Annotated in this window: 11 protein-coding genes; 4 read left to right on the forward strand and 7 right to left on the reverse strand. The window is 59.8% G+C overall.

The window, feature by feature from the left end:
* The first annotated feature begins 64 nt into the window (after positions 1-64).
* The 3 genes from ACZYTD_RS03765 (at position 65) to dtd (ending at position 2,495) form a co-directional block, all read left to right on the forward strand.
* Positions 65-925, forward strand: coding sequence for a virulence factor BrkB family protein (locus ACZYTD_RS03765; protein ID WP_463889374.1), 861 nt, complete (start codon positions 65-67; stop codon positions 923-925).
* A gap of 75 nt (positions 926-1,000) precedes the next feature.
* A complete protein-coding gene (locus tag ACZYTD_RS03770) occupies positions 1,001-2,008 on the forward strand; it encodes a LacI family DNA-binding transcriptional regulator (RefSeq protein WP_463889376.1) in 1,008 nt (335 codons plus the stop codon).
* 49 nt (positions 2,009-2,057) lie between these two features.
* Complete coding sequence (gene dtd, locus ACZYTD_RS03775; RefSeq protein ID WP_463889378.1) at positions 2,058-2,495, forward strand: D-aminoacyl-tRNA deacylase; 438 nt, start codon at positions 2,058-2,060, stop codon at positions 2,493-2,495.
* 12 nt (positions 2,496-2,507) lie between these two features.
* Here the strand turns inward: dtd and ACZYTD_RS03780 are convergent, their stop codons facing one another.
* The 6 genes from ACZYTD_RS03780 to ACZYTD_RS03805 all read right to left on the reverse strand — a co-directional run bounded on the left by ACZYTD_RS03780 (position 2,508) and on the right by ACZYTD_RS03805 (position 13,038).
* Positions 2,508-4,538 (reverse strand): AsmA family protein, encoded by a 2,031-nt coding sequence (locus tag ACZYTD_RS03780; protein WP_463889380.1) that lies wholly within the window; start codon positions 4,536-4,538, stop codon positions 2,508-2,510.
* 81 nt (positions 4,539-4,619) lie between these two features.
* The gene (gene recG / locus ACZYTD_RS03785; RefSeq protein WP_463889382.1) at positions 4,620-6,689 is read right to left on the reverse strand and encodes an ATP-dependent DNA helicase RecG; all 2,070 of its coding nucleotides are present in this window, start codon (positions 6,687-6,689) and stop codon (positions 4,620-4,622) included.
* 116 nt (positions 6,690-6,805) lie between these two features.
* The gene (gene pssA / locus ACZYTD_RS03790) at positions 6,806-8,155 is read right to left on the reverse strand and encodes a CDP-diacylglycerol--serine O-phosphatidyltransferase (protein WP_463889385.1); all 1,350 of its coding nucleotides are present in this window, start codon (positions 8,153-8,155) and stop codon (positions 6,806-6,808) included.
* 196 nt (positions 8,156-8,351) lie between these two features.
* The gene (locus tag ACZYTD_RS03795; RefSeq protein ID WP_463889388.1) at positions 8,352-10,148 is read right to left on the reverse strand and encodes an aminopeptidase P family protein; all 1,797 of its coding nucleotides are present in this window, start codon (positions 10,146-10,148) and stop codon (positions 8,352-8,354) included.
* Positions 10,149-10,323: 175 nt separating this feature from the next.
* Positions 10,324-10,971, reverse strand: coding sequence for a hypothetical protein (locus ACZYTD_RS03800; RefSeq protein ID WP_463889390.1), 648 nt, complete (start codon positions 10,969-10,971; stop codon positions 10,324-10,326).
* Between the two features lie 81 nt (positions 10,972-11,052).
* The gene (locus ACZYTD_RS03805; protein WP_463889393.1) at positions 11,053-13,038 is read right to left on the reverse strand and encodes an ATP-binding protein; all 1,986 of its coding nucleotides are present in this window, start codon (positions 13,036-13,038) and stop codon (positions 11,053-11,055) included.
* A 179-nt stretch (positions 13,039-13,217) separates the two neighbouring features.
* Here ACZYTD_RS03805 and prlC point away from each other — a divergent pair, with 179 nt between their 5' ends.
* Positions 13,218-15,257: an oligopeptidase A gene (prlC, locus tag ACZYTD_RS03810; protein ID WP_463889396.1), complete on the forward strand. Its 2,040-nt coding sequence runs from the start codon at positions 13,218-13,220 to the stop codon at positions 15,255-15,257.
* Positions 15,258-15,379: 122 nt separating this feature from the next.
* Here prlC and ACZYTD_RS03815 read toward each other — a convergent pair whose 3' ends face one another.
* Positions 15,380-15,697 carry a DMT family transporter gene (locus ACZYTD_RS03815; protein WP_463889398.1) on the reverse strand — a complete coding sequence of 106 codons (318 nt, stop codon included), beginning with the start codon at positions 15,695-15,697 and terminating at the stop codon, positions 15,380-15,382.
* Between the last annotated feature and the right edge of the window lie 43 nt (positions 15,698-15,740).

Consider the following 15,740-nt stretch of genomic DNA (forward strand, 5'->3'; position numbering starts at 1 on the left):
TTTGTCTGGTTTATCAAGATCTAAACTGGCATGCTGCTCCTTCATCACCTGAGCGGAGTATGCCGTGGCTGTATCCCCCCTGTTTCGACACCCCGCGCTTAATCACCTGCAGATCTTCCTCGTGTTATGGTGGAAGCGCATCCAAACGGATCGTCTCTCCGTGCTGGCGGGTCACCTGGCCTATGTGACTCTGCTCTCTCTGGTGCCCTTGGTTACCGTCGTCTTCTCCATCTTTTCCTTCTTTCCGCTCTTTGCCCCGGTACGCCTTAAGGTCGAGGAGTTTGTCTTTTCCAATTTTGTCCCGGCGGCCAGCGATGTCATTCATAGCAGCTTCACTCAGTTTGTGGCCAATGCCTCACGCATGACTTCCATTGGGGTGGTGGCGCTGGTGGTGGTCGCCCTGTTGCTCATCTCTGCCATAGATCAGAATCTCAACCACATCTGGCGTAGTCGGGGTCAGAGGCCCAAGATGACCACCTTTGCCGTCTATTGGCTGGTGCTGACCATGGGGCCACTGCTGGCCGGCGCCAGCATAGTCGCCACCTCCTATGTGGTATCGTTGCGGGTGTTTCATCAGGTGCAGCTCCTCAGCCATGCGGCCACCTTCTTGCTGGATATTTTGCCTTTCATCCTCTCCTTCTTCAGCCTGATGCTGGTGTTTGTTGCCGTGCCGAATGTGACGATCCGTATGTTGGATGCCATGGCGGGGGCGGCCCTCTCCGCCCTGTTGTTGGAGGGGGCGAAGAAGGGCTTTGCTCTCTACATCACCCACTTCACGGCTTACCAGACCATCTATGGGGCGCTGGCGGGGATCCCTATCCTGTTTGTCTGGGTCTATCTGAGCTGGTGGTTGGTACTGCTGGGCGCCGAGTTTACGGCCAGCCTGGGGGATTATCGGTTGCGGCGTATGCCCACTTGGGATTAACCAGACTCATGTGGTCGTTCGAGTCAGCAGACTGGGATGCCATGCTATAGTGGTGGTTCATAAACATGGAGAGTGATGCTCTTGAATACTATCCGCGATGTGGCTCGACTGGCTGGGGTGTCGGTGGCAACCGTATCCCGTGTATTGAACGAGCCAGGTAAAGTCTCACCCCAAACCCAGGATCGGGTGCGGGAGGTAATGGTCGAGCTCAATTTTATTCCCAATCTGAATGCCCGCAGCCTGGCGACCAGCCGCTCTGGGGTCATAGGTGTACTGGTTAACAATGTCTCCGGCGGCTACTACGGCCAGATAGTCGACAGCATTGAGGGCGAGGCCAGACGCCGCAACGTCTACACCCTGATCAACTGTGGCAATAATACCTTCGATGAGGTGATGCAGGCCGCCCTGCGGCTGGCCAGCCGCCAGTGCGACGCCATCATCGCCAGCGTCCCCTGCCTCAGCGATGAGGAGCTGGAGCAGTTTTTGCGTACCCAGCCCAATGCGGTGCTCATCAACTGTATCTCGGCTCGCCATGCCGAACGGGCTCTGGCCGTGGATAACCGCCATGGGGTGCGTCTGGCGTTGGATCATCTCCATGCCTTGGGACACAGGCAGATTGCTATCATCAGTGGACCGGCCGCCAACAGTGAGATCCAGCTGCGCATCGCCGCCTGTAACGAGTGGTTTGCCGAACATGAGCTGGCGCTCCCCGTGATAGTCGCGGGGGATTTCACTGCGGCTTCCGGTGCCCAGGCCGCCGCTGAACTGTTGACTAGTCAACCCGAGCTGACTGCCCTCTTCTGTTTTAGCGATCAGATGGCCGTCGGGGCGCTGCACCAGGCCAAGCATCATGGTCTGAGTGTGCCCCATCAGCTGTCGATCGTCGGCTTCGACAACAATGAGTTGGCTGTGTATGCGGATCCGGCCCTGACCACAGTGGGTCAGCCACTGGAGCAGCTCGGCACCCTGGCCATAGCCCTGGCTCAGCAGCTTATCGCCGGTGAGCCCCTCCCGCCTCAACCCCTGTTGCTGCCCGAATTGGTCGTCCGTGACTCCACGGCGGCAGCGCGTCAGTCAATGTGATAACACCCTAGATGGCGCGGGTTTATAACCCGCCATCGTAAGGAGAGAGATGATTGCCCTGATCCAACGCGTATCCCAAGCCCGGGTTGACGTGGCCGGTGCCACAGTTGGCGAGATAGGTCCAGGTTTGCTGGTGTTGCTGGGGGTGCAGCGCGAGGATGATGAGGCTCGCGCCGACAAGCTGCTGCACAAGGTGAGTCACTACCGGGTATTCAGTGATAGCGAAGGCAAGATGAACCTCAATGTGCAGCAGGTCGGTGGCAGTCTGCTGGTAGTCTCCCAGTTCACCCTGGCCGCGGAGACAGATAAGGGGTTGCGCCCCAGCTTCTCCAATGGGGGGCATCCCCAGCTGGCCGAGCGGCTCTATGACTACTTTGTCACCCAGGCCCAGGCCGCTGGTATTGCCACCGCTTCAGGTCGTTTTGCCGCCGACATGCAGGTCTCCCTAACCAATGATGGTCCCGTCACCTTCTGGCTGGAGAGTTAATCTCTACCGGGTCTAGCCGCGCAGTGACCCCTGACGCCCTTGGGGCGGGTAGGGTACGCCCAACCGTTCCCAGTGAGCACACCCTTTGCGGTGGCTACTGAAGCTGAAGTTGGGGTTGGCGAAGGGGCCCTGCATCTTGGCGCTCAGTTCGGCACACCCTTGATCATTGAGTAAGCCCCATTCGCTCTGCCACTGCTGCTTGTTCAGATCCAGGCTGCCGCGCAGCCCCAACTGATGAGTGATGGAGGCGGCGGCGCCTTGCAGTCGCACCCCACCCTGCTGGGCGGTCAGTTGCAACGCCAGTTGGTTGACCGCGGTATCGCCCCCCTGCAGTTGGCGGTAGAGAGTACTACCCTCGCTGCTGCCGGGAGTCTTATCCAGCGCCTTCTCCAAGAAGTCATCCAATTTCAGACCATCCAGGAAGAGATCCTTGATGGCCAGCGTGGCTGAGCCCTGCAGGGCGGCCGCGAGTTCGGTCTGAGAGTCTCCCTGGCTCTGCAGTGCCAGATCCACGTCAGCCGTGCCGGCGAACTCGGGTTGGCTGGCCAGCAGATCGCTCAACTTCTCCAGATCCAGCTGCTTAGCGGTCAGATTGAGTTGGTGCGGGAGGGCCGGGTTGCGGCTCCACTGGCCATCCGCCGTGACCACTCCCTGCTCCAGCGGTAGTTTCAGGTTGCGCAGGCGCGCCCCATCGACGGTGATCTCGCCCTGCAGCTCACCGCCTCGGCTCACCAGGCTGTCATACACCAGCTCACCCCAGCTGGCCTCGAGGCGCGCCTTCTCATCGGCCGCGAACACCCCCTCTCGGGTCAGCTTGAGATCGGTGGCGAACAGCTCGCCGCCTTTGAGCGAGAAGGGCCAGGGGTCGTAGTAGGAGAGCCAAGCCAGGTGGTGTACATCCAGCCGGCGCACTATCAGGATATCGATGGGCCACTGGGGCAGTTGCGCGCGCCAGTCGGCGGGTAGCTCGGCCTGCAGCTGATCCAGGCTCGCCTCATCCAGTGTCAGGGTCCGTTGGTTTGGCTGGTAGTGGCCCTGCAATTTGATCTGCCCCTCCCACCACTGACCGCTCAGTTTACCTTGCCACTCGTCCTGGCTCAGGCGTAGCTCGCCCTGCAGCTCACTCAGGGCGTGGGAGCCCCAAGCGAGTTCGCCGAGGGTGCCGTTGAAGAGGCCTGTGAGGGGGCGGTTGAGCTGCCACTGCACGCCTTGTAGCTGGCCACTCAGATTGTTGAGGTTGAGCTGGTGCTGCTCGTCGGTCAGGCTGACCTGGCTCAATGTGGCATTGACCAGGTTCACTTGTTGCCAAGGCCATTGGGGTAGACGGTTGAGGCTGATGCGTTGGCCATTTAGCTCCAGGCTCTGCAGGGAGAGGCGCTGGTGCCGGGTGTCCCACTCGCCCTTGGCCGTGAAGCCCCCATCCAGTAGCTTGCCCCGGCTCTCCTTGAGCTGGATGACGCCCTGCCGCACCTGACCTTCGGCTACCACCTTGGCCAAGGGGATGCCCTGCCACTCCAGCCGATAGGCGTCCAGCGTGAAGTCCAACTGCTGTAGGGGTTGCCATTGGCCCTGGGCCAGCGGTTGCCAGTCGCTAACGTGCAGGCTTACGCCACCTAAGTGGGTGCCACGGCTGCCGCCTGGGGTCAGCAGGGCCAGTCGCTCTATGTTGAGATCCTGTATGGTCAAGCCCTGCAGGGGAAGGGAGGGGAGGCGCTGGCCGGCCTGGTAGTTGATGCGCGGGGCGATCACATCCAGATGGGCTAGCGCCATGGTGCGATCCAGCCAGGAGCCGCTGGCCACTTCGATATAGATCTTGTCGGCGGTGAAGAGATCCCCCAGCTTGACCTGTTCGGCCAGCAGTACGTTGGGGTAGAAGGGGTTGAACTCCAGACGGCCAATTGTCAGCGGTAACCCGGTTTGTTGTTGTACCCAGCTGGCCAGCGGCCCCTTGAGATATTCGGCTTTGAACAGGCCGAGAGCGAGCCAGAGGGTGATGACCAGAGCCAGAATGGTATAGAGAAACAGGCGGATAACACGACGCATAGACATACCGTATCTGATTGATGCTTATGATTAATCATAGGCGTTTGTCGTCGGGATGCGAAGCCCTCTCTTTCGATTAGCTCAGGCCTCGGCGTAGTGCTCGCTCTGGCTTAACCAGCGGCGCACCAGGGGCTCGACCAGTTCCGGTTGGTGGTCATAGAGGCGGCGCGCCAGTTGCTGTACTCGGGGTAGTTGGGATTGGTCGCGCACCAGATCGGCGATCTTGAGGGCGGCGAGCCCAGTCTGGCGGGTACCCAGCAACTCTCCCGGCCCGCGCAGCTCCAGATCCTTCTGGGCGATGACAAAGCCATCGCCGCTCTCGCGCAGCACCGCCAGCCGCTGCTGGGCCGTGCGTGAGAGGGGGGCGTGATAGAGCAGCAGGCAGTGGGAGGCGATGGCTCCGCGTCCCACCCGGCCCCGCAACTGGTGTAACTGGGCCAGCCCCAGTCGCTCCGGGTTTTCGATGATCATCAAGCTGGCATTGGGCACATCCACCCCGACTTCAATGACTGTGGTGGCCACCAGTAGGTGCAGGGTGCCTGCCTTGAATTCGGCCATCACCTTCTGCTTCTCCAGTGCCTTCATCCGGCCATGGACCAGGCCTATGTGCAGCCCGGGTAGCCGTTGTTGCAACTCCAGTGCCGTCTGCTCGGCCGCTTGGCACTCCAGCACCTCCGACTCTTCAATCAGGGTACAGACCCAGTAGGCTTGGCGCCCCTCTTGGCAGGCTTGACGCACTCTCTCTATCACCTCAGGTCGGCGGCTGTCGGGAAGTGCCGCCGTAGTGATGGCGGTGCGCCCCGGGGGGAGTTCATCGATGATCGAGGTATCGAGATCGGCATAGGCGGTCATGGCCAGGGTGCGGGGGATGGGGGTGGCGGTCATGATGAGCTGGTGCGGGTAGAGCCCGGCCTGGGCTCCCTTCTCGCGCAGGGCCAGCCGTTGATGGACGCCGAACCTGTGTTGCTCATCTATGATCACCAGCACCAGATGGCGAAAGTTCACCTGCTCCTGGAACATGGCGTGGGTGCCGACCACCATTTGCACTCGCCCTGTGGCTATGGCTTCCATCTGCTGCTCCCGGGCCTTGCCTTTCTGCTTGCCAGCCAGCCAACCCACCCCTATGCCTAAGGGTTCCAACCAGCGGGCAAAGCTGAGGGCATGTTGTTCGGCCAACAGTTCGGTAGGCGCCATCAGGGCCACTTGGCCGCCATGGCCTATGGCCTGCAGGGCGGCTAGGGCGGCGACCAGTGTCTTGCCCGAGCCCACATCCCCCTGCACCAGGCGCATCATGGGATGGGCTTGTGCCAGGTCGGCGCTGATCTCCTCTCCCACGCGCTGCTGGGCCCGGGTTGGAGTAAAGGGCAGGCTGGCCAGCAATTTATCCACCAGGGCTGGATGGGGGGGCAGCGGACAGGCCGGGTGGCGCTTGCCCTCGGCGCGGACCTTCAATACCGAGAGGTTATGGGCTATCAGCTCCTCCATGATGAGTCGCTGCTGGGCCGGGTGCTGGCCAAACTCCAGGCTGGGCAGGGCCAGCTCGGGCGGGGGGCGATGCAGCAGGGCCAGGGCATCGGCCAAGGCGATTTGCCGGGGATAGAGCCCCTCGGGCAGCAGCTCGCGTACACCGAATTGGGCCAGCAGGGCCAGGGCTTGATCGGTGAGGCTGCGCAGGCTCTGCTGCCGGAGCCCCTCTGTGGTGGGGTAGACGGGAGTAAGCTGCTCTTCCAGTTGCGCCGGGCTCTGTTCATCCAGCAGCTTGTATTCAGGATGAATAATCTCAGGCCCATAGTTGCCGGGCTTGATCTCGCCGAAGCAGCGCAGTTGGCGGCCGGGGGCAAATGCGGCCTTCTGTCCCTGGGTGAAGTTGAAGAAGCGCAGGGTCAGGACGCCGTTGCCATCACTGATGCGGCAGACCAGCATGCGGCGGCGGGCCGGAATGATCTGGCACTCCTGTATGGTCCCTTCCACAGTGCACTGCATGCCCGGTAGCAACTCGGCAATGGGGTAGCGTTGGGTGCGATCTTCGTAGCGATGGGGCAGGTGGAACAGCAGATCCTGTACCGTTTCCAGCTGTAGATGGTGCAGCTTTTCGGCTAGCTTGCTGCCAACCCCTTTGAGACCCGTGACGGGTATCTGTGCCAGATCCATGGGTTGCCCACCGCAAATACTGTAAATATGATCAGATCATATCAGAGGGCGAGGGGAAACGGGAGATGAGCAGTGAGTTTCGACAGGCACCGCTGAGGGTGCCTGTCTGGGGCTGGCTAGAGGATCTGTTTGAGCAGTAGATGCGCCCGGAAGCGTTGCAGGCGGGTGAGCAGTCGACGCACCTGCTCGGGATATTGCTCGATACGCTCCAGCTCGGTGAAGTGGTGCAGGCGCTTGGCATGGGCCAAAATATTCTGCCGTTCGGCGCCGAAACGCTCCAGCAGGAGCTTTTCCGGATCCTGCAACAGTAGGCCATTTTCCAGATCCAGGGCCCAGGCGCGCGGGTTGAGGTTGCTGCCGGTGATGAGCGCCAGATCCTCATCGACGAAGATCCCCTTCAGGTGATAGGAGTTCTGCTCATGTTTCCAGAGCATAAGGTTGAGCTGGCCGCTGTCGATGTAGCGTTGGTACTTCTCGGCGAAGCGGCGCAGGTTGACCTCATACAGGTAGGGCAGGCCACCTATGGTATTGAAGGGCTCGGTGGGTGGAATATAAAAGTCGTTGGCCGTCTTGTCGCCCAGCACCAGGGTCAGGCGGACGCCTCGGGTGAGCAGTAGCTGTATGTCCTTGACTATGGCCTTGGGCGGGTTGAAGTAGGGGGTGCAGATGAACACCTCCTGCTTGGCGCTGCGCAGCAGATCGCGGATGCTGCGATTCAGGCGATTGCCCAGCTTGCCCAACCCCACCAAAGGTGTGATGGCCACACTCCCCGCCGTGCGCTCGGCGGGCGTGAACTCATAGCGGGCATGTTGCAGCTTGCTGCGGAAGCGGCGCAACTCGCTGCGGAAGCTCTTGATGGTGGGAATCGGTCGGCGGTCCAGGCGCTTCACGGCCGCTTCCCGCCCAAACAGTTGGATGATGAAGTGGCTCCAGCTCTCGGCCAGCGCCGGATCGGTGATCTCATGGTAACGGTCGAAACGATAACGCTCCTGCTGGTGCAGGTAGATGTTGTTCAGGCTGGCGCCCGAATAGAGCAGAGTATCATCGAACAGGAAACCCTTGAGGTGTAGCACGCCCATCCATTCCCGGCGTTTTACGGGGACACCATAGATCTGCATGGCATCGGGATGGGTATCGGCCTGAGTTTGGTAGAGCAGATGGTTGCCTGCTTGTTTGCCCTTGCCGATGAGACCACGCTGGGCCCGATGAAAATCCACGAACAGCTTGATATCCAGCTGGGGCTTGGCCTGCTTGGCGGCATAGAGGGCAGACAGGATCTCCCGACCCGCCTCGTCATCCTGCAGATAGAGGGCAACCAGATAGATACGCCGTTCGGCTGCAGCGATGAGCTGCAGGATACGTTGTTTATATTCCCGAGCCGAGTGGAGCACGCTAATTGCGTCGGCCTGAACAGGCAGGGAGGGCAATTTCTCGAGTTGTTTTCGATAATGTGCCGAAGTGAGCATACGAATACCTGATCTCGTGGTGCGCTATGCACCGACTAAGCCAAAAATCGAACAGCGGATTGTACCAATTTACCACTGGAGTGCCACTGTTAACGGCGGACTGCGGGCGCTGAGTCGAAGAAAACGTGGTCGATAGCCCCCCCCTGGAAAAACAACAGGGCCGCAAGCGCGGCCCTGTTATGGCTACCGGAAGGGGTCAAATGGGGGCTGTGGCTTGTAGTAACCAGCCCATCTCATGGTCGCTCAGGTGAGGCATCACAGCTTCGCGCACCTGGGCGTGATAGCCGTTGATCCACGCCATCTCCTGGTCACTGAGCAGGCTCTTATCCAGCAGGCGCACGTCGAAGGGGACCAGCGTCAGGCGGCGGAAGCGGTACATAGGGATCTCGCTGGGCTCTTCACTGGCTTCCACCACCAGCAGGTTCTCACAGCGAATGCCAAAGGCGCCTTCCCGGTAATAACCAGGTTCATTAGAAACCACCATGCCAGGCTCTAACGGTACCAGTGAGCCCTTGCTGGCGATGCGCTGGGGTCCCTCATGTACGCTGAGGAAGTGACCCACCCCATGACCCGTACCATGATCGTAGTTGTAACCGGCTTGCCACAGCGGCAGACGCGCTAGCACATCCAGCTGGATGCCTGCCGTACCCTTGGGGAAACGGACGCGGTCGATGGCAATATGCCCCTGCAGCACTCGGGTGAACTGTTGGCGCATCTCGTCACTGACCTCTCCGACCTTGACGGTACGGGTGATGTCGGTGGTGCCTTCCAGATACTGGCCGCCCGAGTCGATGAGATAGATGCCATCCTGGCCCAGGGGGCGCGGGGTCGCGTTGGTGTGTTGATAGTGGCACATGGCGGCATTGGGGCCCAGGGCCGAAATGCTGGCAAAGCTGGGTTCGATATAGTGCTCTTGCTCTTCGCGAAAGCGCGCCAGCTGTTCGGCCAGGGTGCCTTCGTCCCCTTCACTGCCCTTCTCGACCTGCCGCTCCAGCCAAGCCAGGAAACGGCACATGGCCACCGCATCTTTCTGATGGGCTTGCTCCATGCCGGCTAGCTCGGTGGCATTTTTGCCGGCCTTGGGCAGCATGCAGGGGTCTTCGCCCTGAACCAGGGTGGCGCCACTCTTTTGCAGCAGCAACTGACTCCAGGCATTGCTGCTATTGGCATCGGCCTGCACCTTCAGCTGGTCTTCGCCCATACGCTTGAGCACATCACCCAGCTTTTCCAGGGGATAGACGGAGACATCATTGCCCACATGCTGATTAAAGGCATTGGAGTCCAGCTTGTCGGTGTCGACGAAGAAATCCATGCTGACGTTGCTGTAGAGCACGGCGAAGCAGAGCACGACGGGGAAGCAGGGGATATCGTGCCCACGGATGTTGAGCAACCAGTTGATGGATTCGGACTGCGTGAGCAGCACGGCATCGAGTCCCTGCTGTCGCAGTCTGGCGGCCAGGGCCTCGCGCTTGACCACACTGCTCTGGCCGCTCAGGCTCTCCGGGTAGAAGATCACCTCAGCTTTGCTGGAGGTCGGACGCTCACGCCAGAGGGAATCGACCGGATTCTCCTCCAGGGCGATTAGCTCGACCTCTTTTTGCGCCAGCAGAGCGTGACTCTTCTGGTACCAGGCCAGGCTGTGCAGACGAGGGTCGAAGCCAACGCGCTGACGCCGTTGCAACTGTCCTTGCAGCCACTCCATATGCGGCTGTTCCACCAGATGGAGGATCTGGAATAGTTCAGCAGGAGCCTGGAGTCGGGCCTGTACCGTATAACGGCCATCGGCAAAGAGTGCTGCACTGTCTGCCAGCAGGATGACGACCCCCGCCGAGCCAGTGAAACCGGTGACCCAGTTCAGGCGCTCGGCTTCCGCCGGGGTATATTCCCCCAGGTGTTCGTCATCATGGGGAATAATCAACGCATCCAGTGCGTGATTGGCCATATAGGTGCGCAGAGCCGCAAGGCGGGGCGCGATAACTTCATGAGTTGTCATGCAATGAAACCTGATCGCTTCTTAAAGTCAGCACTGCCATCAGTAGCAGATGGAGAAGGGTAACATAAAACCCCCTGGCCTTAGCCAGTTGCGCCCTTGAGGCCAGGGGAAAAAGGCAGAATCTCCCGATTTTGGTGCTCAATAGAGGCTTTTTTGTCCGTCATCGGGGTACGCCTCACTCCACTGGGGTGACGGTATAATAGCGGCCACTGCTATCCACATAGAGGCCATCTGCGCTCTGTTGTAGCACCAGGCGTCCGGCTAGCCCTTGATTGCGGCGATGTAGTATCACCAGCAGCAGGGTAAAGAAGCCGACCAGTATGGTCATGACTGAGATACAGCGGATGAGCCATTCGGCATAGGTGTTGCCGATAATGGTATAGCTGAGCAGGGCGCCCAGCAACAAGCCACTGGCGCGGGTGATGGGGACAAATAGTTGTTGTTTCCACCCCTCCAGCTTGATGAGTACGGGCAGCAGACAGTGGGTGTAGACCAGGGTCCAGATCAGGGTGACGCTGGTGATCTGCCAGTAGTGGCTGCTACTGATGTTGAACCAGAGCAGGGTGATGAGCAGGCAGCCGCTCAATATGCCCAAGGCCACGCCAATCCAGACGTACCAGACGTGTTTAACCTCATGACGGCAGGTGAGGCAGGTGACGGCATTCAAGCCAATGGCAAAGCCAATCAGGGCGGTGAGCAGCGCCTTGAGTTCGGCCCAGCCCAGAGCCCCGGTGATCAGGACATAAATAGCCAGACTGGCGACCAGGCTCAACATGACGATGAGCCCGGTGGTGAAGTAACGACGAATAGGTAGGTGTGGCATGGTCGGGTTTCCGCATCAAAATGAGGGGCGGTGCTGCCCCATCCCCTGCATCATAACGCACTCTCCCGTCGCAGCGGGAAATCAGGCGATTTGAGGTGTGGGCTCCGGATCCAGGGGCAGACGGATCTGAAAATGGGCGCCTTGCCCTGGCTCGCTGTCGCAACTGATCCGTCCCTTCATCAACTGCACCACCAGGTTATAAACAATATGGGTGCCAAGTCCGCTGCCGCCCTGGCCCCGCTTGGAGGTGACGAAGGGGTCGAAGATCCGCGGCAGTATGGCCGGGTCTATGCCGCGGCCATTGTCTCTATAGTCGATGAGCAGTTCATTGTCATGCCGGACGACCTCGATCTCGATCTTCTTCGGCGACTCCATCCCATCAAAGCCATGGCTGATGGAGTTGAGTATGAGGTTGGAGTAGATCTGGGCGAATGAGCCGGGATAGGAGTAGACACTGAGCTTGGGATCGCAGTGGATCTCCACTTCACTCTGGCTCTTCTTCAGCTTGTGTCCCAGGGATACCACCACCTGATGCAGGTTTTCCGCCACGTTGAAGCGGTAGTGGGCCTGGGAGGATTGGTCTACCGCTACCTGTTTGAAGCTGGAGATCAGGTCCGAGGCCCGGCGCAGGTTATTCTGCAGCAGGGTGCTGGACTCATCCAGGGTATGGATAAGCTCGGTGAGGTAGCTGCGCGAAAGCTGTTTCTCATCCAGCTTGGCGTGGAACTCCTTAACCCGCTCCTGTAAGAAAGAGGCGGCGGTGACGCTGATGCCGACCGGGGTATTGATCTCATGGGCTACACCGGCGACCAGTGAACCCAGGGAGGCCATCTTCTCGGTCTCAACCAGGGTCTGCTGGGCCATCTTCAGATTCTCATAGGCCTTGGCTAACTGCTCGTTGCTCTCCTTGAGGCTGCGGGTGCGCTTATCGACCTTGAGCTCCAGTTCTTCGTTCAGGCGGATGATCTCGCGTTCGACGCGCTTCAAGGGGGTGATGTCGTAGCCGAAGGCGATGCGGTACTTGAGATCCGGCCCCTCGTAGAAGGGAACAAAGTTCCACTGCAGTATCAGCTCATCGCCCTGTTGATCCTGGGTGGCGATCTCGCGATTTTCCAGCATGCCCGCCTGGGTCAGCTCGTCATACAGGCGTGTCCGCTCATCGGCTGAGACAAAACGCTCCAGCCAGGATTGGCCCAGCAGCTCCTGCTGTACATAGCCGGTCAGCAGTACGGCCGCAGGGTTGACGGTGACGATATGCAGGTCGGTATCCAGACAGCAGATGAGCAGATTCGAGGAGTTGATGAGGGTGGTGGAGAAGTCGCGCTCTTGCTTGAGCTTCTCGGTCACCTGTTGTCGGGCGGCAAACTCATCGGCCAGGGAGAGACGCATGCGGTTGATGCTGCGTGCCAGCAGATCAAGCTCATCGCTATCGGGATCATGTTCGCCACGTCCCTCCAGCTCCAGCGGTCGGTTCAGTTCACCGGGGTGAAAGTTTTCGGTGTAGTGGACTATGCGGTTCAGGTGACGCACCACCTTATAGTAGAAGATGAGCAGGATACAGAAGGAGACCACCAGCGTCTTGATGGTCTGGGTGATCAGGATGAGCACCGACTTTTCCAGTAGCCTGTGATAGATCATCTCCAAGGAGGAGGCGACAAACAATTTGCCGACCTTTTCCCCCTGATAGACCAGTTCAAACTCGCGGGAAATGTCATAGCTGGGCTGCTCCTTGCCAAGCGAGACCAGGCGCACGGCATTGCCGCCCATGACTTCTCTGACCTCCACGAACTGCATGGCGGGGAGATTCATGATCCCCTCCAGTTGGACCTGGATCTGCTCTTCGTCCAGATTCCACAGGCTGGAGGCGATAGGTTGCAAAAAGGAGGACTCGATCTGGCTCAAGCTGTTTTCCACTTGTCCCACATCTTGACGGTAATCCCAGAACAGCTGCAACAGGGTGATGATGACGGCCAGCAGGGTACTGCAGGCGAGGATATAGGAGAGCAGCCGGAGGGAGAGGCTGTTCTTCGACGCGGAACCTATGGCCTTGCGGAGTGCTGTCGACATGACGTCCTTGTCTTCTGGTTGCGGCAATGTGCGCCGGGCTCTTCTTAGAGTTTACATCGCGCTAGGCGAGTAACAAGTCAAGATGGGCTTGATAAATGGTGACGCTGCCTACATCTTAGTGATCCATAAGGTTTTGTTTGCCGATCCTGCGAGGAGAGGTGCCAAGGAGTGTGTAGTTGATGCCGAATCCCCTGCTGACGATGGAAGGATTGCCCCCATTTAGCCAAATCCAGCCCGAGCATGTGCAGCCTGCCGTCGAGCAGGCGATCCACGACTGCAAACAGCGCATTGCTGATGTGTTGAAGCAGAGCGAACCCTACACCTGGGATAATCTGGTGGCACAGCTCGAAGAGGTGGACGATCGCTTGAGCCGGATCTGGTCGCCGGTGTCGCATATGAACTCAGTGGTTAACAGTGATGCGCTGCGGCTGGCCCATGATGGCTGCTTGCCCCTGCTCTCCGAATATCAGACCTTCGTCGGTCAGCATGCGGGCCTGTTCCAGGCCTTCACACAACTGGCCGCCAGCGATGAGTATGCGCGCCTGAGTCAGCCCCAGCGCCAGCAGATCGAGCATACCCTGCGCGACTTCCGCCTCTCGGGTATCGGCTTGCCCGTCGAGCAGCAGCAACGCTATGGCCAGATAGTGGCCCGCCTCTCCGAATTGGCCTCACGCTTTAGCAACCAGGTGATGGATGCCACCCTGGGTTGGCAGCGTCAGGTCACAGATGAGGTTGAACTGGCGGGTCTGCCGGACTCCGCTAAGGCGGCGGCCCGTCAACTGGCCGAGAGCCGCGAGCTGGAGGGGTGGCTCTTCACCCTGGATATTCCCTCCTATTTGCCGGTGATGATGTATGCCGACAACCGCGCCCTGCGGGAGGAGTGCTATACCGCTTTCGTCACCCGCGCCTCCGAGCTAGGTCCCAATGGCGGCAAGTGGGACAACTCACCGCTGATGGATGAGATAGTGGCCCTGCGCCATGAGCTGGCGCAATTGCTGGGGTTTGCCAGCTATGCCGACTACTCACTGGCGACCAAGATGGCGGAGAAGCCCGAGCAGGTGCTGGGTTTCCTCCAGGATCTGGCCGAGCGTTCGCGGCCCCAGGCACAGAAAGAGCTGGCCGAGTTACGGCAGTTTGCTGGCGAGCAGTTTGGCTTCAGCGAGCTGGCAGCCTGGGATCTCAGCTACTACGCCGAGAAGCTCAAGCAGCATCGTTATGCCATCTCCGACGAGGTGTTGCGTCCCTACTTCCCCGCGCCCAAGGTGTTGGGTGGCCTGTTTGAGGTGGTGCGCCGCCTGTTCGGTCTGCGTATTCAGCCGCGGTTGGCGGTGGAGAGCTGGCATGAGGATGTGAGCTTCTACGACATCTATGATGCCCAGGGGGAGCTGCGCGGCAGCTTCTACCTGGATCTCTACGCTCGGCCCCACAAGCGCGGCGGGGCCTGGATGGATGATTGCCTGGGGCGTCGTTTCCGCCAGGATGGCACTCTGCAGCGCCCTGTGGCCTACCTTACTTGCAACTTCAATGGCCCCATTGGCGATCAGCCCGCCCTCTTCACCCATGATGAGGTGGTGACCCTGTTCCATGAATTTGGCCATGGTCTGCACCATATGCTGACCCAGATCGATGTGGCCGGGGTGGCCGGTATTCATGGCGTGCCTTGGGATGCGGTGGAGTTACCCAGCCAGTTCCTGGAGAACTGGTGCTGGGAACCCGAAGCACTGGCCTTCCTCTCCGGTCACTATCAGAGCGGTGAGCCCTTGCCTCAGGCTGAACTGGAGCGCCTGCTGGCCGCCAAAAATTTCCAATCCGCCATGCAGATGCTGCGGCAGCTGGAGTTTTCCCTGTTCGACTTCCGCCTGCATCATGAGTTTGATCCGGCGCTGGGCGCCCGGGTGCAGGCGGTGCTGGATGAGGTGCGCAAGCTGTCGGTGTTTCCGGCTCCGGCGTTCAACCGCTTCCAGCACAGCTTCTCCCACATCTTTGCCGGGGGCTATGCGGCAGGCTACTACAGCTACAAGTGGGCCGAAGTGCTCTCTGCCGATGCCTTCTCGCGCTTCGAGGAGGAGGGGGTCTTCAATGCGCAGGTGGGTCAGGCCTTTATGCAGACCATACTCGAGCAGGGGGGCTCTCGTTCGCCCATGAAGCTGTTCCGGGAGTTCCGGGGCCGGGAGCCGAAAATCGACGCCCTGTTGCGTCATTGCGGGATCACGGCGTAAGCCCTGCCCCCATCCGCTGAGTGTGATACGAACCCCGGCCCGCGCCGGGGTTTTTTATCCAAAGGCCGCTTGCCGGATAACCGTGTGTCAGGTCGTGATGAAACGCGGCCTTGGCTGGTCAGCTAGTGCGCCAGCTTGAGGGTGACGACTCCGGCGACAATCAAGGCCACCCCAAGGTAGCGACCCACACTGGCGGGATCGCCATAGCAGAGCACACCGACTAGGAAGGTACCGGCGGCACCAATTCCCGTCCAGATGGCATAGGCTGTACCAATAGGAACTTGTTTCTGGGCGAGCCACAGCAGTAGACCGCTAATGGTCATAAACAGGATGGCCAGCAGGATGCCGGTTATTCGGGTTTCGGCCTGCTGTGCCATCTTTAGGCCGACAGGCCAGCCGATCTCAAATAGACCCGCCAACACTAGATATATCCAAGCCACTTTGAGCCCCCGTGGAAAGAGAAATGGTCTCATGGGTCATGCG

It is taken from the genome of Pseudaeromonas sp. HNCC25DJ180 (assembly GCF_055413345.1).

What these genes read in the sequence shown, in the direction of transcription:
- ACZYTD_RS03770 (WP_463889376.1), top strand. Translation starts at nt 1,001, where the DNA reads ATGCTCTTGAATACTATCCGCGATGTGGCTCGACTGGCTGGGGTGTCG.
- dtd (WP_463889378.1), top strand. Translation starts at nt 2,058, where the DNA reads ATGATTGCCCTGATCCAACGCGTATCCCAAGCCCGGGTTGACGTGGCC.
- ACZYTD_RS03780 (WP_463889380.1), bottom strand. Translation starts at nt 4,538, where the DNA reads ATGCGTCGTGTTATCCGCCTGTTTCTCTATACCATTCTGGCTCTGGTC.
- recG (WP_463889382.1), bottom strand. Translation starts at nt 6,689, where the DNA reads ATGGATCTGGCACAGATACCCGTCACGGGTCTCAAAGGGGTTGGCAGC.
- pssA (WP_463889385.1), bottom strand. Translation starts at nt 8,155, where the DNA reads ATGCTCACTTCGGCACATTATCGAAAACAACTCGAGAAATTGCCCTCC.
- ACZYTD_RS03795 (WP_463889388.1), bottom strand. Translation starts at nt 10,148, where the DNA reads ATGACAACTCATGAAGTTATCGCGCCCCGCCTTGCGGCTCTGCGCACC.
- ACZYTD_RS03800 (WP_463889390.1), bottom strand. Translation starts at nt 10,971, where the DNA reads ATGCCACACCTACCTATTCGTCGTTACTTCACCACCGGGCTCATCGTC.
- ACZYTD_RS03805 (WP_463889393.1), bottom strand. Translation starts at nt 13,038, where the DNA reads ATGTCGACAGCACTCCGCAAGGCCATAGGTTCCGCGTCGAAGAACAGC.
- prlC (WP_463889396.1), top strand. Translation starts at nt 13,218, where the DNA reads ATGCCGAATCCCCTGCTGACGATGGAAGGATTGCCCCCATTTAGCCAA.